This is a genomic window from Rhizobium sp. BK008 (assembly GCF_014197345.1).
In the GTDB taxonomy this organism is placed as follows: domain Bacteria; phylum Pseudomonadota; class Alphaproteobacteria; order Rhizobiales; family Rhizobiaceae; genus Rhizobium; species Rhizobium anhuiense.
Genome location: NZ_JACIFK010000008.1, coordinates 1 through 19,408, shown reverse-complemented (window position 1 = coordinate 19,408; position 19,408 = coordinate 1). Strand labels below are relative to the sequence as shown.

16 protein-coding genes and 1 pseudogene are annotated in these 19,408 nt (G+C 62.2%); 4 read left to right on the top strand and 13 right to left on the bottom strand.

Annotated features, from left to right (window positions below; all coding sequences use genetic code 11):
• Nucleotides 1-236 precede the first annotated feature (236 nt).
• The 4 genes from FHT69_RS26145 (at nt 237) to FHT69_RS26130 (ending at nt 4,693) form a co-directional block, all read left to right on the top strand.
• A complete protein-coding gene (locus FHT69_RS26145; RefSeq protein WP_029868282.1) occupies nt 237-1,220 on the top strand; it encodes a tripartite tricarboxylate transporter substrate-binding protein in 984 nt (327 codons plus the stop codon).
• 180 nt (nt 1,221-1,400) lie between these two features.
• Nucleotides 1,401-1,862, top strand: a complete 462-nt coding sequence (locus FHT69_RS26140; RefSeq protein ID WP_029868283.1) for a tripartite tricarboxylate transporter TctB family protein — start codon at nt 1,401-1,403, stop codon at nt 1,860-1,862.
• 9 nt (nt 1,863-1,871) lie between these two features.
• Entirely contained in the window at nt 1,872-3,377 is a 1,506-nt protein-coding gene (locus FHT69_RS26135; RefSeq protein ID WP_183906170.1) for a tripartite tricarboxylate transporter permease, read from the top strand.
• 107 nt (nt 3,378-3,484) lie between these two features.
• The gene (locus FHT69_RS26130) at nt 3,485-4,693 is read left to right on the top strand and encodes a M20 aminoacylase family protein (protein WP_183906169.1); all 1,209 of its coding nucleotides are present in this window, start codon (nt 3,485-3,487) and stop codon (nt 4,691-4,693) included.
• A 15-nt stretch (nt 4,694-4,708) separates the two neighbouring features.
• On the opposite strand, the gene FHT69_RS26125 is transcribed toward FHT69_RS26130, so the two are convergent.
• The 13 genes and pseudogenes from FHT69_RS26125 to FHT69_RS26065 form a co-directional block, all read right to left on the bottom strand.
• Nucleotides 4,709-6,496, bottom strand: a complete 1,788-nt coding sequence (locus FHT69_RS26125; RefSeq protein WP_183906168.1) for an adenine deaminase — start codon at nt 6,494-6,496, stop codon at nt 4,709-4,711.
• A complete protein-coding gene (locus tag FHT69_RS26120; protein WP_025570667.1) occupies nt 6,493-7,413 on the bottom strand; it encodes a nucleoside hydrolase in 921 nt (306 codons plus the stop codon). The genes FHT69_RS26125 and FHT69_RS26120 overlap by 4 nt, the downstream gene beginning before the upstream one ends.
• Nucleotides 7,414-7,417: 4 nt before the next feature.
• Nucleotides 7,418-7,570, bottom strand: a complete 153-nt coding sequence (locus FHT69_RS26115; RefSeq protein ID WP_165932280.1) for a hypothetical protein — start codon at nt 7,568-7,570, stop codon at nt 7,418-7,420.
• A 19-nt stretch (nt 7,571-7,589) separates the two neighbouring features.
• Nucleotides 7,590-8,617 (bottom strand): annotated as a pseudogene (locus FHT69_RS26110) (LacI family DNA-binding transcriptional regulator).
• Between the two features lie 171 nt (nt 8,618-8,788).
• A complete protein-coding gene (locus tag FHT69_RS26105; protein WP_029733030.1) occupies nt 8,789-10,228 on the bottom strand; it encodes an efflux transporter outer membrane subunit in 1,440 nt (479 codons plus the stop codon).
• 147 nt (nt 10,229-10,375) lie between these two features.
• The gene (locus FHT69_RS26100) at nt 10,376-13,486 is read right to left on the bottom strand and encodes an efflux RND transporter permease subunit (protein ID WP_183906167.1); all 3,111 of its coding nucleotides are present in this window, start codon (nt 13,484-13,486) and stop codon (nt 10,376-10,378) included.
• A 48-nt stretch (nt 13,487-13,534) separates the two neighbouring features.
• Nucleotides 13,535-14,746 (bottom strand): efflux RND transporter periplasmic adaptor subunit, encoded by a 1,212-nt coding sequence (locus FHT69_RS26095; RefSeq protein ID WP_025570605.1) that lies wholly within the window; start codon nt 14,744-14,746, stop codon nt 13,535-13,537.
• A 156-nt stretch (nt 14,747-14,902) separates the two neighbouring features.
• Nucleotides 14,903-15,505: a TetR family transcriptional regulator gene (locus FHT69_RS26090; RefSeq protein ID WP_183906166.1), complete on the bottom strand. Its 603-nt coding sequence runs from the start codon at nt 15,503-15,505 to the stop codon at nt 14,903-14,905.
• A 108-nt stretch (nt 15,506-15,613) separates the two neighbouring features.
• Nucleotides 15,614-16,558, bottom strand: coding sequence for a phosphoribosylaminoimidazolesuccinocarboxamide synthase (locus FHT69_RS26085; RefSeq protein WP_028756369.1), 945 nt, complete (start codon nt 16,556-16,558; stop codon nt 15,614-15,616).
• A gap of 111 nt (nt 16,559-16,669) precedes the next feature.
• On the bottom strand, nt 16,670-17,377 hold the full coding sequence (locus FHT69_RS26080; protein WP_281414283.1) for a phosphoribosyltransferase: 708 nt from the start codon (nt 17,375-17,377) through the stop codon (nt 16,670-16,672).
• Between the two features lie 5 nt (nt 17,378-17,382).
• Nucleotides 17,383-18,189, bottom strand: coding sequence for a pseudouridine synthase (locus FHT69_RS26075; RefSeq protein ID WP_029733032.1), 807 nt, complete (start codon nt 18,187-18,189; stop codon nt 17,383-17,385).
• A gap of 159 nt (nt 18,190-18,348) precedes the next feature.
• A complete protein-coding gene (locus tag FHT69_RS26070; RefSeq protein WP_025570485.1) occupies nt 18,349-18,555 on the bottom strand; it encodes a hypothetical protein in 207 nt (68 codons plus the stop codon).
• A gap of 139 nt (nt 18,556-18,694) precedes the next feature.
• Complete coding sequence (locus tag FHT69_RS26065; protein ID WP_025570484.1) at nt 18,695-19,033, bottom strand: hypothetical protein; 339 nt, start codon at nt 19,031-19,033, stop codon at nt 18,695-18,697.
• Nucleotides 19,034-19,408 lie beyond the last annotated feature (375 nt).

The following is a 19,408-nucleotide window of genomic DNA, read 5'->3' as shown; positions in this document are numbered from 1 at the left end:
GTGGCCGCGCACTCTTTCCAATCTGAAGTTATCCTCCGGTGCGATGGGTGGATTTCCACCCATCGCACCGGCCGTTTGTTTCCGAATCGACCCATGCTGCATTGCACTTTTGCAAAATCGCCTTTCGAAAGCGGCTGCAATGATTGCAGGTCGATTTTTCCCGGCGGCAAATAGGCCATCCCAACCGGCGCGGAGGATGTGTCGGCGGGCTTGCTTGTTTCATCAGGGAGGAAACGATGAAAATTCTGAAGGCCATGCTCGGCCTGACCGCGGCTGCCGCGGTCTCTCTTCTCGCCGGCGTCGCTTCGGCGCAGACCTATCCCGAGCGCACCATTACCATGGTCGTGCCCTTTGCGGCTGGCGGCCCGACCGATACCGTGGCGCGCCTGGTCGCAGAATCCATGTCGAAGGATCTCGGCCAGCAGATCGTCGTCGAAAATGTCGGCGGCGCCGGCGGCACGCTCGGCGCCGGCCGCGTGGCAAATGCCGATCCCGACGGTTACACCATTCTGCTGCACCATATCGGCATGGCGACCAGCGCCACGCTCTACCGCAAGCTCGCCTACGACACGCTCGGCGCTTTCGATTATGTCGGCCTCGTCACCGAAGTGCCGATGACGATCGTTGCACGCAAGGACATGGAGCCGACCGACCTCAAGGGGCTGATCGACTATATCAAGGCCAACAAGGACAAGGTGACGGTCGCCAATGCCGGCATCGGTGCGGCTTCGCATCTCTGCGGCATGATGTTCATGAGCGCCATCCAGACACCGCTGACGACCGTGCCCTACAAGGGTACCGGCCCTGCCATGACCGACCTGCTCGGCGGCCAGGTCGACGTCATGTGCGACCAGACGACCAACACGACCAAGCAGATCCAGGGCGGCACGATCAAGGCTTATGCCGTAACCTCGCCCAAGCGCCTCGACGTGATGAAGGACATTCCGACGGCCGTCGAAGCCGGCCTGCCGGGTTTTGAAGTCGGCATCTGGCATGGCATCTATACGCCGAAGGGCACGCCGGCCGAGATCAACGAGCGTCTGTCGAAATCGCTGCAGGTGGCGCTGAAGGATCCGAATGTCGGCGCCCGCTTTGCCGAGCTCGGCACCGCACCATCCTCAGACGCCGATGCGACGCCGGCCGCACTGAAAGCCAAGCTCGAAAGCGAGATCGCCCGTTGGAAAACGGTGATCGAGGCCGCTGGCGAATATGCCGACTAAGGCTTGTCCTCGTCCGGGCATGCCGGACGAGCCCCTCACCCTAACCTACTGGGGTCGAGCCACTTGTCTCGACCCGTCCTCCGGACCCCCGTTTACGGGGAGAGGGTGGCGGCAGGCGGATGAGGGGCTAGCTCCTTTGCCGCGGCGTGACGTGAACCATCTCCAACCCCAGGAGACACCATGAAATCCATCAGTTTCGATACCACCAATGCGATCTGCGGCGCGCTTTTCGTCGCCTCCGGGGCTTTCTTCGCCATCCAGTCGCTGGGGCTCGACCTCGGCACGACGGTGCGTATGGGGCCAGGCTATTTTCCGTTGCTGCTTGCCGGCGTGCTCGTGCTTCTCGGTGCGATCATCTTCATTCAGGCCCTTCGGGTCGAGGGCGAGCCGATCGACCCGTTTGCCTGGCGCGGCATGCTCTTCATCCTGCCGGCGCCAGTCTTTTTCGGGCTGACCGTGCGCGGGCTCGGCTTCGCACCGTCCTTGTTCCTCACCGCCTTCATCGCCTGTTTCGCATCGCAAAAGATGAACCTGTTCTTTGCGATCGTGCTGTCGTTGCTGCTGACGATCTTTTCGGTCGCGGTGTTCAGCTACGGGCTCGGCTTGCCGTTCGAGCGGTTCGGCCCCTGGGTCCGGTTCTAGGAGGCGATGATGGATCTTTTCAGCAATCTCGCGCTCGGCTTTGCGACAGCCGGCACTCCGGAAAACCTGTTCTTCTGCCTGATCGGCGTGCTGCTCGGCACGCTGATCGGCGTGCTGCCCGGCATCGGCGCCACGGCGACGATCGCCATGCTCTTGCCGATCACCTTCCAGCTCGAGCCGGTTTCGTCGCTCATCATGCTCGCCGGCATCTATTACGGCGCGCAGTATGGTGGCTCGACGACGGCGATCCTCATCAACATGCCGGGCGAATCTTCCTCGGCCGTCACCGCGATCGACGGTTACCAGATGGCGCGCAAAGGCCGGGCCGGCGCAGCGCTTGCGATCGCCGCGCTCGGCTCGTTCTTCGCTGGCACCGTGTCGACCTTTCTCGTCGCGATCTTCGCGCCGCCGCTCACCGCAATCGCGCTGCAATTCGGCTCGGCGGAATATTTCTCGCTGATGATCGTCGGCCTCGTCTCCTCGATCGCACTGGCGCATGGTTCCGTTGTCAAGGCCTTAGCGATGGTGGCGCTCGGACTGCTGCTCGGCCTCGTCGGCACCGACATCTATACCGGCGCGCCGCGCTTCACACTCGGCATCCGCGAATATGCCGACGGGCTGAACTTCGTCGCGCTCGCCGTCGGCGTTTTCGGGGTGGCGGAAATCCTGCGCAACCTCGAGGGCGAATCGACACGCACGGTGCTGATGGCCAAGGTGTCCGGCCTGCTGCCGTCGCGCCAGGAATTCAAGGAGATGATCGCCCCGGTCATTCGCGGCACGGCGATCGGTTCGGCGCTCGGCATCCTGCCGGGCGGTGGCGCCATCCTTGCCTCCTTCGCCTCCTATACGGTGGAAAAGCGGATGTCGAAGACGCCGGAGGAATTCGGCAAGGGTGCGGTTGCCGGCGTCGCAGGGCCGGAATCGGCAAACAATGCCGGTGCGCAGACCTCGTTCATTCCGCTGCTCACGCTCGGCATTCCTGCCAATCCCGTCATGGCGCTGATGATCGGCGCGATGATCATTCAGGGCATCGTGCCGGGTCCGAATGTCGCCACCGAGCAGCCGGCGCTGTTCTGGGGCATCATCGCCTCGATGTGGATCGGCAACCTGATGCTGGTCATCCTCAACCTGCCGCTGATCGGGCTCTGGGTGAAATTGTTGACCGTGCCTTACTACGTGCTCTTCCCCGTCATCATGGCTTTCTGCTCGATCGGGGTCTACAGCGTTAATGCCAACGTCTACGACCTCTATGCCGTCGCCTTCTTCGGGCTCATCGGCTATGTGCTGGCCAAGCTTCGCTGCGAGCCGGCGCCGCTTCTGCTCGGCTTCGTGCTCGGGCCGCTGCTCGAGGAGAACCTGCGGCGGGCCATGATCCTCTCGCGCGGCGATCCGACGACTTTCGTCACGCGGCCGATCAGCGCCATTCTTCTGGCCATTGCGGTTGCCGTCCTCATCGTCGTCTTCCTGCCGAGCGTCAAGAAGAAGCGCGAGGAGGTGTTCGTCGAAGAGGCGTGAGGGTTGAACTCGCGCCTTGTTTGATGAACAACGGATGATCTGAGGCGGGCGCCGGTTGGGCGCCCGTTTCGCATGACAGGATATCCAGGCCCCAGGAGCATCGCCCGATGAGCATTCCCGCCCGGATCGAGGACGATCTGCCGTTTCTCATGGCCTTGCGCCGCGACCTGCACGCCCACCCCGAACTTGGTTTCGAGGAAGAGCGCACCGCCGGCATCGTCGCGAGGCTTCTCGATGATGCCGGTATCACCGTGCATCGCGGCCTCGGCGACACCGGCGTGGTCGGTACGTTGGAGGTCGGGAGGGGCGCGCGCAGGATCGGGCTACGCGCCGATATGGATGCGCTCGCCATGCCCGAGCTGGTGGAGCGGCCTTATAAATCGACCGTACCCGGCAAGATGCACGCCTGTGGGCACGATGGACATACGGCGATGCTTCTTGGCGCCGCGCGGCATCTGGCGGTGACGCGGAATTTTTCCGGCACGGTGCATTTCATCTTCCAACCCGCCGAAGAGGGGCGGGGCGGAGCCAGGCGCATGGTCGAGGAGGGGCTGTTTCGGCTTTTTCCTTGCGATGCCGTTTATGGATTGCACAATATGCCAGGACTTGCGGTCGATGAGATCGCCGTGGTCGAGGGGCCGCAGCTTGCCTCCTCCGATAGCTGGCGCACGACCTTTCGTGGGACCGGCACACACGGCGCCAAGCCACATCTCGGCCGCGATTCGATCACGGCCGCCGGCACTTTCCTGTCGTCGCTGCAGACGATCGTCGGACGGGTGGTCGATCCGCTGCAGCCGGCCGTCGTCAGCGCCTGCTCCCTGCAGGCAGGCGACCCGAAGGCGCTGAACGTCATTCCGGATACGGTCGAGATCGGCGGAACCGCGCGAGCTTATTCGCCCGAGGTGCGCGATCAATTGGAGACCGAGATCGGCCGATTGGCGCATGGCACTGCTTCTATGTACGGCATATCAGTCGACTATGCATTCGAGCGGCGGATTCCGCCTGTCATCAATGATCCGGATGCGACCGCGCGGGCGCTCGCAGCGGCCCGATCGGCGTTCGGCGGAAAGGTGCTGACAAGCTTTCCGCCGTCGACGGCGGGCGACGATTTCGCTTTCTTCGCGCAGAATGCGCCGGGTTGTTACGTCTGGCTCGGCAATGGGCCGGCGGTGGACGGGGCGTTGCATCACAATACGGCTTATGATTTCAACGATGGGGCGCTTGGATACGGGGCGGCTTATTGGGTGGCGCTGGTGGAGCGGGAGTTGAAGGCAGAACTGGTGTTTGGGCTACAGCAGCACTCCTTCACATTATGATCTGTGCGTCTTGACTTACCAATCTTCCAACACCGGACTCTCCATCACTTTCCCCGTCACCACATCGGCAATCCCGCGGTCCGTCTGGTGCGGGCCGGCATTGCAGGCGAGAGTGGCGCCGAAGCAGGCCTTGAAGACCCGATAGGGCGGTTTCCAGTCGACGATCTTGTCCATGGCCTTGCGGATATCGGTAAAGGCCAGGGCTGTGTCCTCAAGCGCTGCATCCGTCACCAGGCCGGAGAGTGGCAGCGGCAGGAGCGCTTCGATCCGGCCGTCTTTGGCGACCGCCATGCCGCCGCCGGCTGATATGACGGCGTTGGCGGCGAGCATCATGTCGCGCGCATTGCCGCCGAAGACGGTGAGGTTGTGGCTGTCATGCGAGACGGTGGTGCAGAAGGCGCCGCGCCATTCGCCCCAGCCGGTGAGGAAACCGACGCGTGGGGTGCCGTCGGCCTTGCCGTGACGATGGGCGACGGCGATCATGGCGCTGCCGGCCGGCGGCACGACGAAACCATCCCGCACCTCGGTTTCGACCTCGCCCCATTGCGTGAAGCGTGGCCGGTCGATGGTGGCGACACGGACACGCTCGCCCGTCGCCGGAATGCGGAAATCATCCTCGGTCAGCGGCGGCAGCTTCACCGAATTGACGAGCGGCGCCGTATCAATCTGCTGGACGGCACGCTGCATGCGGCCGTTGTGAGCGACGACGCGGCCGCCTGATACGACCACCCGCGCCCGGAAATCCGCAAGGTCCTCGAAGAGCACGATGTCGGCCCGGCGGCCCGCGGCGACAAGGCCGAGATCGGGACGCTTCAGACGCTGTGCGGCGTTGAAGGTCGCGGCCCGGATCGCCCAGTCCGGCTTCATGCCGTAGCGCACCAGGCGCCTGACGACGTCGTCGAGGCCGCCGCCTTCCTGAAGCTCATCGGGAAAAACGTCGTCGGTGCAGAGCGTCACGGTCGGGGGCAGGTGGCCGAGACCGTTCAGAACCTCGACGAATTCCCGCAACAGATGATCGTGAGAGCCGCGCAGCTCGATTGTCAGGCCGGCGGAAAGCTTGGCGAGGAGATCGGCGCCGGAGGTGAGTTCATGGTCGGAGGTGATGCCCGATGCCATGAAAGCGTTGAGATCGGCGCCTTCGAGGCCGCGTGCGTGGCCGCAGACAAGCTTGCCGGCGGCAAGGCCGGCATTGACGATATCAGTCATGCGTGGATCGCCGTCGATGACGCCGCGCATATTCATGACCTCGGCGACGCCGCCGACTGTCGAGGAGCGCAGCATTTCGGCGACGACGGTGGCATCGAAATCGGCGCCGGCAAGTTCCAGGCCCGGCGCAGACGGCACGCAGGAGGGGGCGAGCAGGATCATGCGCAGCGGCAGGGAACGCGCGGCCTCGATCGCCCAGCGCACGCCGTCGAGACCATGGACGTTGCCGAATTCATGCGGATCCCAGACGATTGATGTGACGCCGCGCGCCAAAACGGCGCTAGCATATTCGGCCGGTGTCACCATCGAACTTTCGATATGCATGTGCGTGTCGATCAGGCCGGGCGTCAGGATGCTGCCCGTCGCATCGATGATCTCGGCGGCATCCGTTCGGCTTGCCGGCGCATGGACACTGGCGATCAGCGCACCGACTAGGCCGATATCGGCCTCGCGGATCAGGCCCGTCACCGCATCGAGCAACCGGCCGCCGGTGATCAGCACGTCGAAGGGGGCATCGCCGCGCGCAGCAGTAACGGCGCGGGCGCGCAAAGCGGGATCATTGAGGTCGGCGGGTTCCTGGCGAGGGCTGGCGTTCATTTGCGGGCCTCGTTGACCAGGGCAGCGAGAATGATGACACGGGCCATGTCAGCATCGATGTCGGCGGCGAATTGGGCATTGAAACTCGCATGTGTGGCGCGGGTCTCGACAACGGTGCGGCCACGGGTGAGGGCGCCCTGCAGCTCGACGTCGATGCGCGCGGGACGGAAGCTGACGATATCGGGGGCGACAAAGGCGACGGCGGCGGAGGGATCGTAGATCGCCATGGCGGGACGGCCGCGGCTGGTGGCGATGCGGATATAGCCTGAGAACATATCCGCGATCAGCTCGGCATTGGCGCCGCCGGCATTGCGCACCGGCTCGGCATCCTCGGGCCTTGCCAGCACCTTGCGGCAGAGATCGAGATCGACCATGCGCAGCGGCAGGCCGTGGGCAATGACGATCGAAAGCGCTTCCGGGTCGGCAAGTGCGTTGAACTCGGCGGAGGCCGTATGGTTGCCTGATGTGACGCCGCCGCCCATCCAGACGAGTTCGGTGATGCGGGCGGCGAGATCAGGCCGGGCGAGCGCCACGGCAGCGATGTTGGTGAGCGGGCCGAGCGCCAGGATGCGGTGCTGGCCCTGGCGTTCCAGCCAGCGGCAGAGCCCTGTGAAGGCATCGCTTTCGGCAAGGGCGGGTGCCTGCGGCAGGCTCTTGCCTGATGTCGGGATGCCGGTTTCCCCAAGGATCGCCTGAGCGGTCTCAAGCTTGCCGAGAACGGGCATGGCGCGACCGGTGTGGATGGGGAAGTTCCAGCCGAAGGCGCTGGCGGCGCCGGCGGCATTCATTCTTACCTGCGGCAGCGGCGTATTGCCGAAGACCAGCGATAGGCCGTCGATCTCGAATTCCGACTGTCCCACCACCAGAATGGCGGCGATGTCGTCGAAGCCCATGTCCGTGTCGATCCAGACGCCCATGATTTCATCCGAACCGTTTGAGACTTGCCGTGTCGGCAACTGGTAGATCGCAGGCGAGCGCGCCGTGTGGCGGCAGGCCTACATCGATCTCGGTCTCGATTGGGCCGGGCATGGTATCGAGCAGGAGTACTGCCGAGGCAATGGGAGCTTTTTTCATCTTACACGTTCCCCATCTCTCAGGTTTTCGGCTCTGAGGTTTCTGGTGCCGGCTTCGCAGACCCGGATGATTGGCGGACGATCAACTGCATGGCAACGCGTTCGATCTCCGCGGTAACGAACATGCCCTCCCGGATGCGGCTTGTTCTTATCGTATCGACCAGTGCCGACACAGCAATCCCGGCAATCCTATCCATGTCCATCCGCACCGTCGTCAGCGACGGCGTGACAACAGGCGACCAGATGAGGTCGTCGAAGCCGGTGACGCTGACATCGGTGGGAACGTTGACGCCGGCCTGCTGTAACTCCGTCAGCGCGCGTAGCGCCTGCAAATCGGAAAGGGCTGCGAAAGCGGTGAATCCCTGCCTGGCCTTTTCGGCAAGGCCGAGTGGGCAGCCCCTGCCGCCATCCTGCTCGAGCCTATCGATCCATAGTGTTTCGGAATGCATGCCCGCGCGCATGCCGGCGCGGATGCCGCCGACGCGGTCGTTCTGAACGCTGGATTCCTGATGAGGATGTGGCGATGGCCGAGATCCGCGAGGTGGTCGGCGATTTCGCGGCCGCCCTGCCAATGATCGGCGGAAACGGTGTTGCCCGGCGTCGAGGGAGTGTCGATGATGGCGACCGGACAGGTGGTGGACGAGATGCGGGTGGCGCGGCGGGGAATGACGATCATGCCATCGACGCCACGCTCGACCAGACGGTCGATCGCTTCGGTCTGGGTGGCGATATCGCCGCGGGAATCCGCGATCAGCACGCCGTAACCCGCAGCCGAGGCGGCGAATTCGATCGCCTGAGCGATCTTCGGGAACAGCGGATTGGCGATATCGGGTAGCACCAGGCCGAGAACGCCGCTGCGGCCGGTCCTGAGCGCCCGGCCGGCCTGGCTTGGGACATAGCCGAGCTCGGCTGCATGTTCACGGATTCTTTGGATCAATTGGCCGGAGACCCGGCCCTTACCGGAGAGCGCATTGGAGACCGTGGCGACGGAGACGCCGAGCGACGTCGCTATCCTGCTGAGATTTGGTCCCGAACGCGATGGAGCCATAATCGACGGCGCTCTGATTAATCGTTTAATCAAAGGCTTACCTCAGCTATCTCAGCTTGTCGAATCCAAATTCGTCCTGTGTGTAATTAGCTGGAGGAGAGTTCGGCGGCAACGAAAAAGCCCCGCGAGACGATCGCGGGGCTCTGCCTTTTCAGAAGGGCCAAACGCCGATCAGCTCTTGGCGGGCTTCACCGCTGCTGTGGTATTGGGTGCGGTGGTCTTGCCGCCGGGCGCATAGCCGCCGCCGACTGCGATGTTCAGCGAGACGTAGTCCTTGGCCATCTGTTGGACGGACTGGGCAAGGCTTGCCTGAGCCAGCGAAACCTGGCGCTGCGCGTCGAGAACGTCGAGCAGTGAAGAGGCGCCGTCCTTGTAGGATGCGGTGGAAAGCTCGAGCGTTTCCTGGGTGGTCTTGACCTGGGCCTGAAGTGCGGCGACCGTACGGGCGTCGCGCCGGACAGCCGCAAGCGCGTTCTCGACCTGTTCGACGGCGGTCAGCACCGTCGACTTCCAGTTGAGGTAGGCCGTAGCGGCATCGGACTGGGCCGACTTGACGTTGGCGCGCAGGCGGCCGCCATCGAAGATCGGCAGGTTGAGGGTCGGACCGAAGGACCAGGGGGTCAGGCCACCGTGGACGCCGCGCTGGTTGATGTAGGATGGCGAGATCGAGCCGCTGAGCGAGATGCTCGGATAGAGCTGGGCCTGGGCAACACCGATATTGGCCGTTGCGGCGGCGAGATCACGCTCGGCGACGCGAATGTCGGGACGGTTGCGGATCAGATCGGCCGGGATGCCGGAGTTGATGCCGCCGCGGAATACCGGCTGACCGGCGCCCCTCAGCAGTTCGTCGACGAGGGCCGAGGCCGGCAGGCCGAGCAGCGTCGCGATGTGATGGGCTGATATGCGGATGTTGGTTTCAAGGCCCGGAATTTCGGCGAGCGTGGACTGTACGAGGCCTTCGGCCTGAACGACGTCGAGACGCGAGGCGGCGCCGGCTTCAAGCTGGAACTTGGTCAGTTCGTAGGTTTCCTGACGAGACTTCAGGTTGGCCTTCGAAAGCGCCAGGCGCTGCTGATAGTAGCGAACGTCGATATAGCTCGAGACCAGGTCCTGGACGAGGGTCAGCTTGGCGACATCAGCCGATGCGTAAGCGGAATCGAGCGAAGCGAGCGCGCTTTCGGTGCTGCGCTTGTAGAGGCCAAAGAGATCGAGCAGCCAGCTCAGCTGGACGTCGCCGGCGCTGGTGTTGCGCGTGTCGAGTTGCGTGCGCAGTTCGCCCTTCTGACCGCTGATCGTGTGCGACGCGCCAACCGTCAGGTTCGGCAGGCCGCCGGCTCCGGCGGTGGTGACGGCGGCGGAGGCCGCATTGATGCGTTCGATCGCCTGCTGGACTGTCAGGTTCTGCTCAAGGCCCGCGTTGACGTAGCCGTTCAGCCTCGAATCGTTGAAGGCGGTCCACCAGGCTGCGGTAGCAACATCACCATCACTCTTCGTTCCGCCTTCTCCGAATTTGGCGGGCAGCGGCATTTCAGGAGGAACATGATCCGGGCCAACAACGCAGCCCGACAACAATAACAATAATGCCGGGGTGGCAAAACGAAGAGATACCATTCATTTCATCCTGTACTCGAGCAAGTCAATTCTTGTCCGAAGCTTCATGCTTCACTAACGCGCGCCGCGCCTCGTTACCAAAAACACACACCGAAGCAGTCGGGCGCAATGTAGCAATCGGAACAGCATTATCACAGTGCATTTATATCACACTCCTGCCGCATTTTTGCCGCGTGTGGCAAAGATGCGTCGGATGACGACGAAAAAGGACGGTACGAAGAAAATTCCGAGCATCGTCGCCGCCAGCATGCCGCCGAGAACGCCGATGCCGATGGCGTTCTGTGCCGCCGAGCCAGCGCCAGTCGCGATCGCCAGCGGCACGACGCCGAGAATGAAGGCAAGTGAGGTCATGATGATCGGCCGCAGGCGCAATCTTGCCGCCTCCAGCGTGGCTTCGTAGAGCCCCATGCCGCTTTCCATACGGTCCTTGGCGAATTCGACGATCAGAATCGCGTTCTTCGCCGCCAGCCCTATGGTGGTGAGCAGGCCGACCTTGAAATAGACGTCGTTTGCCTGGCCGAAAAGCGTTGCCGCCGCCAGTGCCCCGAGAATGCCGACGGGTACCGCCATGATCACCGAGAAGGGGATCGACCAGCTTTCGTAAAGTGCCGCCAGGCAGAGGAAGACGACGAGAACCGAGATCGCGTAGAGCATCGGCGCCTGCGAACCGGAAAGGCGCTCCTGATAGGAGATGCCCTGCCAGGCGACCGTATAACCGCCGCCGAGCTGTTCGGTCAGCGCTTCCATTTCGTTCATCGCATCGCCGGAGGAGACACCGGGTGCGGAAGCGCCGTCGAGCGGAATGGCGCTAACGGCGTTGAAGCGGGCAAGCGATGGCGCGCCTTTCACCCACTCCGTCTTGGTAAAGGCGGAGAAGGGTACCATTTCACCGGCAGTGTTGCGCGCGTACCAATGGTCGAGATCATCCGGCTGCATGCGGAAGGGCGCATCGCCCTGAACATAGACCGGCTTGATCTCGCCGTTCAGCGTGAAGTCGTTGACGTCGCGGCCGGTGAAGATGATCGACAGCATCGAGTTGACCGAGGCGATGTCGACGCCCATAGCGCCGATCTTCTCCTGATCGAGCACGATGCGCATCTGCGGCTCGACTTCCTTGTTGCTGCTGCGCAGCGCCACGATCTTGCCCGAGGTGTTGCCCATCTGGATCAGCCGCTTGGAGGCGGCCGTCAGGGCGTCGTTGCCGTGGCCGCCGGTGTCGACGAGATACATGGAGAAGCCGCTCGATACGCCGAGACCCTGAATCGCCGGGGGCAGGAGCGCGAAGACCTGCGCCTCGCGGATGGCAAAGAAGCTGCGCAACGCGCGGTTGACGACCGACTGGGCGCTCAGCGTCGGATCGGTGCGCTGTGCGAAATCCTTGAGCTTGGTGAAGACGATGGCGCTGTTCTGGCCGGAACCGTTGAAGCCGAAGCCGAGCGCGCCGAACACGGATTCGACGGCGTCCTTCTCGTTTTCACGATAGTATTTCTCAACCTTCTCGACGACTGCCTGGGTTTGCTGCGTGGTCGAGCCCGGCGGCGTGGTGACGATGGTCAACAGCACGCCCTGATCTTCCTGAGGCAGGAAGGAGCTCGGCAGACGGGTGAAGAGATAGGCGCAGCCGGCGCCGACGAGGAGGAAGACCAGCATGACGCGGATCGGCCGCTGCAGCAGATAGCCGATGGCGCTGATATAGCCGTTGGTCGAGCGCGTGAAGTTGCGGTTGAACCAGTCGCCGACGCGGTGTTTCCTGTGTTCGCCGACCGGCTTCAGCATTGTGGCGCAAAGTGCAGGCGTCAGCACCAGGGCGACGAGCGCCGACAGCAGCATGGCCGAGACGATGGTGATCGAGAACTGGCGATAGATGATGCCGGTCGAACCGCCGAAGAAGGCCATCGGAATGAAGACGGCAGTCAGCACGAGCGCGATGCCGACAATGGCGCCGGTGATCTCTCCCATCGATTTTTCCGTCGCCTCAAGTGGCGAGAGCTTCTCTTCGGTCATGATGCGTTCGACGTTTTCGACGACGACGATGGCGTCGTCGACAAGAAGGCCGATCGCCAGCACCATGGCGAACATCGTCAACGTATTGATCGAGTAGCCGGTGACCGCCAGCACTCCGAAGGTGCCGAGCAACACCACGGGCACCGCAATCGTCGGGATCAGCGTCGCCCGCAGGTTCTGCAGGAAGATGAGGAGGACGACGAAAACCAGCACGATCGCCTCGATCAGGGTATGGACGACCTTCTCGATCGACAGCTCGACGAAGGGCGTGGTGTCGTAGGGATAGGTGATCGCGACACCTGCCGGCAGGCCGCGACCGATGACCTCGAGCGCGGAGCGCACACGGGCGGCGGTATCGATGGCGTTGGCGCCGATCGCCAGGTTGACGGCAAAACCGGTCGACGGCTGGCCGTTATACCGTGAACCGCCGCCGTAGCTTTCCTGACCGATCTCGATGCGCGAGACATCGCTCAGGCGCACGGTCGCGCCGTCCTTTTCGACCTTCAGGATGATGTGCTCGAAGTCGGCGACGGTGGTCAGCTGGCTTTGGGCGGTAATGGTGACGTTGATCTGCTGGCCGGGGGTCGCCGGCTGCGCGCCGAGCGAACCAACGGAGACCTGGGTGTTCTGCGCCTGGATGGCTGATGTGACGTCGCTCGGCGTCAACTGGTATTTCAAGAGCTTGAAGGGATCGAGCCAGACGCGCATGGCGTATCCCGAACCGAAGACGTTGATGCTGCCAACGCCTTCCAGGCGCTGGATCTGATCCTCGATGGAGGTCGACATGATGTTGCCGAGATCGACCGAGTTGCGCTTGCCGTCGGTCGAAACCAGCGAGCCGACGAGCAGGATGCTCGAGGTCGAGCGGGTGACGCTGATGCCGGCATCGATGACGTCGCTTGGAAGCTGCGACTGAACCAGCTGCAGCTTGTTCTGCACCTGCACCTGGGCGATATCGGGATCGGCGCTCGTCCCGAAGGTGAGCTGGATACTGGCCGAGCCCGTCGATGAGGTTGAGGTCATGTATGTGAGATCGTCGAGGCCGGTCATGCCATCCTCGATGATCGTCGTCACCGATTTTTCGACGGTCTCGGCGCTGGCGCCGCGATAGGTGGCGTTGATGCGAACCGTCGTCGGGGCGATGTCGGGATATTGCGAGATCGACAGCGTGAAGATCGCCAGCAGGCCGGCGAGCATGATGGTGATCGCAATGACCCAGGCGAAAATCGGACGTCGGATGAAAAACTTGGCCATCGGTTGTTCCTGTGCGGCTGAGACGGTGACGATGCGGGGCTTCAGCGATTATTTCGCTGCAGGCTTCTCAGCATCACCGGCCGCTGGCTGCTCGGCAGCCACGACCACGCCATTGTCGTTGATCTTCATCGGGACCGGTTTCACCGGCATGCCTGATGTGATCGATTGCAGGCCGCTGACGATCAGCTGATCGCCGTCCTTGATGCCTTCGGTCACGAGCCAGGAATTGTTGGAGGGCGAACTGTTCTCGAAGGCACGGGTTTCGACCTTGCCTTCGGCGGAAATGAACTGTGCCGTCAGCCGGCCGTTGGCATCACGGCTCGTCGCCAGCTGCGGCAATGCATAACCGGCCTCGGCGCCAAGCTCGACGGTTGCCCGGACATACATGCCGGGCAGGACGATGCGATCGGGATTGGGAAAGAGCACGCGGATGATGAAGGTGCCTGTGGTCTCGCTGACCACCTGCTTCGACATGTCGAGCTTGCCCTGCTGGTTATATTCCTTGCCGTCTTCGAGGATCAGGTGGAAGGCGACGTTGTCTGCACCCTTGATGTCGCCGGCGGTCATCGCGTCGCGCAGCTTCAAGAGGTTGGTGCTCGATTCCGTCAGCGAGATGTAGATCGGATCGAGCTGGCGGATCGTCGTCAGCGCCGTCGTCTGGTTGGCCGAGACGACGTTGCCGACATTATAGGCCGTCTGGTCGATGACGCCGTCGAAGGGGGCGATGATCTTGGTATGGTCGAGGTCGATCTGCGCGGCGGAAAGTGCGGCCTTCGCCGACTCGACTTCGGCCTTGGCCTGGAGCAGCGTCGTCTTGGCCGTTTCGAATTCGATCTGGGTGGCGCCGCTGCCGACGAGGCGCTGATAGCGGTCGAGATTGCTTTCAGCGCTCGGCACGCTGGCTTGCGCCTTGGAGATTGCCGCCTTGGCCTGCTCGACGGCGGCGATATAGGGCGCATCCTCGATCTGGTAGAGAAGGTCGCCCTTCTTGATCTCGCCGCCTTCTTTAAAGGCGATCTCGCGGATGAGGCCGCTTACCTGCGGCCGGATATCGGCTGTCTGAAATGTCTCGGCGCGGCCAGGAAGGATCGTCGTGATCGGGAAACTGGCTTTTTTCAGGGTGATCACGCCGACGGGCGAGGCCTGCTGTGCTGCGCCCGCACCGGCATTGCCGGCGGGCTTGCCGGCATTGTCGCTGCAGGCGGCGAGCAATGCGCCGAACGCCAGGGCCGTGGAGAGGAGGAGGGCACGCCGTATCATTCTGAATTCCCTGTTCGGTGGCAATCGGCGTTCAATCCGCAGGCTCGGCCCGGCCGAGCGCAGGCTTATATAAGCGTCAGGATTGATCTGGCTTCAAATGCCATTATCCGAATTTAACAAAAGCTTTATGAAGTGACGTAAGTCAGCAATCGTCACTTAGCAAGCGTTATTTTGCAGTGCGGCATCGACAAAGCCGACGATATCCTCGGCGCGGTGCACGAGGGTTTCCTTGTCGTCGCGGGCGATGAGGATGGGGTGCAATACGCAGGCCAGGAGGTCTGCGACGGTGTGTGCGGCGCGCTCGGGATCGCAGCAATGATAACGCCCCTCCGCGATACCCTCGCGGATGATCTCGCCGAGCTTCAACTCGATTCGGGCGCGATAACGGTTGCCGGCCTCGAGTTTGGCCTCGATCGTCGAAAGCACCATTTCGAAGATGTAAGGATTTTTCTGAATGTCCTGCAGATGACCTTCCAGCAGGCGCAGGACGAAGCGGAGCAATTGCTCCTTCGGTGGCAGATTCTGGTCGAAGGCTGCGAAACGCTCGGTGGCATTGTCGAGATGGCGTCCGGCGATCGCATCGACCAGCGCGACCTTGGAACGGAAATGCTTGAAGACATTGGCGGGTGACATGTGCAATGCACTGGCGATATCGGCGATTGACACCGCGAGGTAACCGCGCTCACGAAACAGCACCTCTGCCATGGAGAGGATGTCCTCCCGCGTTTCCTCGGCTTTGCGTCTCGGCCTTCTCGTCATCTGTCCCCCGCCCGGCGGAGCCCGATGCCCCTTTTTTCTGATGCTAGCGCGATTGGAGGGAGGCTGCCAAGCCAATGCTCGGCCTGGCAGCTTTCATGTATCGCCATGTCAAGGGAAATAGGGAGCGAGGCTGCCTCGCACGCGGGCAAGCGGCGTCTCGCCGCTATTGTCGGGAACAAAGCGCTCGCCGGTAATCGCCTCGTAAGCCTTGATATAGACGGCCGAGGTCTGCTCGATCAGTTCGACAGGAATTTCAGGGATCTCGTCCTTATAGGGATCACAGCGCTCGGCAACCCAGGCGCGGACGAAATCCTTGTCGAAACTTTCCGGACGTTTTCCGGCGGCAAAACTTGCCGGGTAGCTTTCGGCAAGCCAGTAACGGCTACTATCGGGGGTGTGGATCTCGTCAGCGAGAATGATGTTGCCGTCGCCATCGGTGCCGAATTCATATTTGGTGTCGACGAGGATCAGACCGCGCTTGGCCGCCATTTCCTGGCCGCGCGCAAAAAGGGCGAGCGCATATCCCGACAGAGTGTCCCACTGCTCCTTGGTCAAAAGGCCGCGGCTGACGATTTCGGCAGGCGTCAGCGGCTCGTCATGGCCGCCGTCGAATTCCTTGCTGGTCGGCGTGATGACGGGCTCGGGCAGGATCTGGTTGTCGCGCATGCCGTCGGGCAGACGCATGCCGTACATCTCGCGCTCACCCTTTTTATAAAGCGTCAGGATCGAGGTACCGGTGGTGCCGGCGAGATAACCGCGCACGACGATCTCGACCGGCAGGATGTCGAGCCGCTTGCCGATGACGACATTCGCATCCGGATAGTCGAGAACGTGGTTGGGGCAGATGTCCTTCGTCGCCTCGAACCAAAAGCGCGCTGTCTGCGTCAGGACCTGGCCCTTATAGGGGATGCAGGTAAGGATGCGGTCGAAAGCGCTCAGCCGGTCGGTGCTGATTATGATACGGCGTCCGTCCGGAAGATCGTAATTCTCGCGCACCTTGCCGCGATAATAGTTCGGCAATTCGGGGAAATGGGCTTCGGAGAGAATTCGCACGGCGCTCGACTATCCTTGATTATTGGGTGAAGACTTCCTGCTCTAGTTTTATTGCTGGGGAAGTCAAGCCGAGGCTGGACAGAGGCGCCCTCAAGCAAAGAAGAACAATCCTCATGTCCCGCGTCTGGCCGATGGTGCCTGCCAGCGGCCTGCTTTGTTCCGCTCCAGAATAGGCGTTGCGAAGACGCCGACGGTGCGCGTGGTCCATTGCGGCCCAGCGGCCGCGAGGCTTTCGCGCCAGCGCTCCGATTGCAGCATGGCGGCGGCGATGACGGCGGGTTCGATGCCGCAGCCTGTCAGCAGGTTGATGCCCGCGACGATCGAGGTGCCGCTGGAAATCACATCGTCGATCAGCGCGACGCGCCGTCCCTTGAGCAGCGGCAGCATGCGCGGATCGATATAGAGGCGTTTCTGCTGCATCGGCGTGGTGATCGACGACAGGGCAACGGAGAGCTCGTCGCGATACCAGAATTTGCGTGAGGTTCCGAGCGGGACGTAGCGGCTGTGGCCGAGCTTTTGCGCCACGGCGGCGGCCAGCGTCAGGCCGAGGGTCGGCAGACCGGCGACGATATCGATGCGCATCGGCCTGATCTTTTCGGCGAGGCTTTCGGCGAGCGCATCGAGAACGGCGAAGCTCGCCTGGTTGACGATCAGCGAAGCGAGAGCGTGATCGCCATCCGCCAGCGCGCGGATCGGCAGGCGAAGCTGGCGGCCGTCTTCGAGAACGGCGACATAGAAGGAGGTGAACTCGCCATCATCGGCAAAGGTGCCCGACGGGTGAATCTCCTGCCAGAAATCGTGCGGCGCCATCTCCGTCATTTCAGTCAATTGCGTCTCGCCTTTTCCATCCCGGCCTTCCGGCGCAATGCCTGCAATTCCGTCTCTGTCAGGGCACGCACCGCGCCTTTCGGCAGTTCGCCGAGTGCGAGCCCGCCGATTGCAACGCGCACGAGGCGCAGGCATTCGCTTCCGAGCGCTTCCAGCATGCGGCGGATCTGGCGGTTGCGGCCCTCGTCCAGCTCAACCTCGATCCATGAGTTCCTGTCGCCCTGGCGCAGGCGCCGTGCGGCGGTTGCCGTCAGCAGCTCGCCGTCGTGGCGGATGCCCGATGTCATCGCGGCAATGCCCTCGTCGTCCATGATGCCGTCGATCTGGACATGATAGGTCTTCGTCACATGCGTGACCGGATCGAGCAGGATCTGAGCGAATTCGGTGTCGTTGGTGAAAAGCAGCAGGCCCTCGCTCGCCTTGTCGAGCCGGCCGACCGGAGAGAGATGCGGGATGTCGAAATCCCTGAGGCAATCATATACCGTTGGCCTGCCTTCGGGATCGTGGCGGGTGGTGACGAGACCGCGGGGCTTGTTGAGCATCAGATAGATTTTCGCTTCGGCAGCGATGACCAGGCCGTCGATGCTGATCCTGGCAGTGCTAAGATCGACCCATGCCGAGGTCTCGCTGACCGTGCGGCCGTCGACGGCAACGCGGTTTTCGGCAATCAGCCGTTCGGCCTGGGTGCGGGAGCAATAACCGAGCTTGGAAAGGGCACGGGGAAGGGTAACCCGCTTAGCCGCGGCGTTATCGGCGGGCTTTGTCCGCTCGCGCGTCTTATGCGGTGGGCGCCGCTCCCTCATCTGCCGTCCTTGTCCTGCTTTTGATGCCGTTTCTTGGCATGAACGGCACAAGGATGCCAGCAATCGGAACAAAAAAACGAGGGGAATAAAAGTCGCCGCAAAACAATTTCGGCGCTTTGGGATAAAGCGCCGTCAGGGCTTTGACAGGGTAACGCTGCCTCAGTGGCAGGCCATGAAGCCCGCCAGTTCTTGGCGGCTGACGACAATACCGGCGGCGGCCTTGACCGGGTCCGGATGTGTATAAGAAAGGCTTGGCATTTCCGGCAGGTCGAGTGCCTGGCGCATATTCATGATGCCGACCGCGTGACGGCCATTGGCGCCGTCGACGCTGACTTCGATGATGCAGTTGGCCCTCTTGTTTTCCATGATGATCCTCCCTTCGTTTTTTATGTTCCCATAGCTCACATTAAAAATTGGTTTTTGTAAGACATAAGCATTTACGCACCCTGCCGAAAAACGGATCGGCGGGTGCGTAAAAACCGGTTTATGGGTGGCTGTGGTCTGTTTAGCGCCACCAGTGGCGAGGCTGCGGCTGCGAACTGCCGGAAAGCAGATATCCGGCGAGGAAGCCAATGGCGCCGGCAAGCGCCAGCGCAGTGGTCGTTGCGGTCGGATGCTCGCGGGCGGCGCCGGCGGCGGCCGCACCTTCGGCCCTGATTTGGGCGACGGCGTTCTTTGCCCGGGGCAGGGCTTCGTCGTATGCCTTGCCGGCGCGGCCGCGTACTTCGTAATAGGCTTCGGCGCCTTGAGCGGAAATCATCTTCTGCAGGCGCGAGACTTCCTGTTGGAGTGCGGCGATGTCCTTGCTGACAGTTGCTCTGATATCATCGGTATTGGCAGCCATGTCGGTCTCCTTCCTTCAATGGGAAAGAAAACACTCAAGTCGGTGATAGGTTCCGAAATGTCAGCCGCTGATTTGTGACGGAAATTTAAAGCTCGCCGGTCGGAGGCAGTTTAATCCTCTGTTAACCATAAATCGGCTCAAGGCGCTGTTTTTTCGTGATCTTTCGGGGTTGAGAACGACTTTCCGATCGATTTTTGACCGGCCGGTAAAGGATTTTCCAGGAATCTGTCCCGGGAATACGCCCTGTGGATAATATCCACCGACAAAAATCCGAGCCGAATCAACCTGTTACAAAAATGTCAAAAAACTTTGGCTAGGTGTGTTGACTTGGAAAAGGGGTTAGTTCTATAAGCCCCCTCACTGAACGAGGGCGGC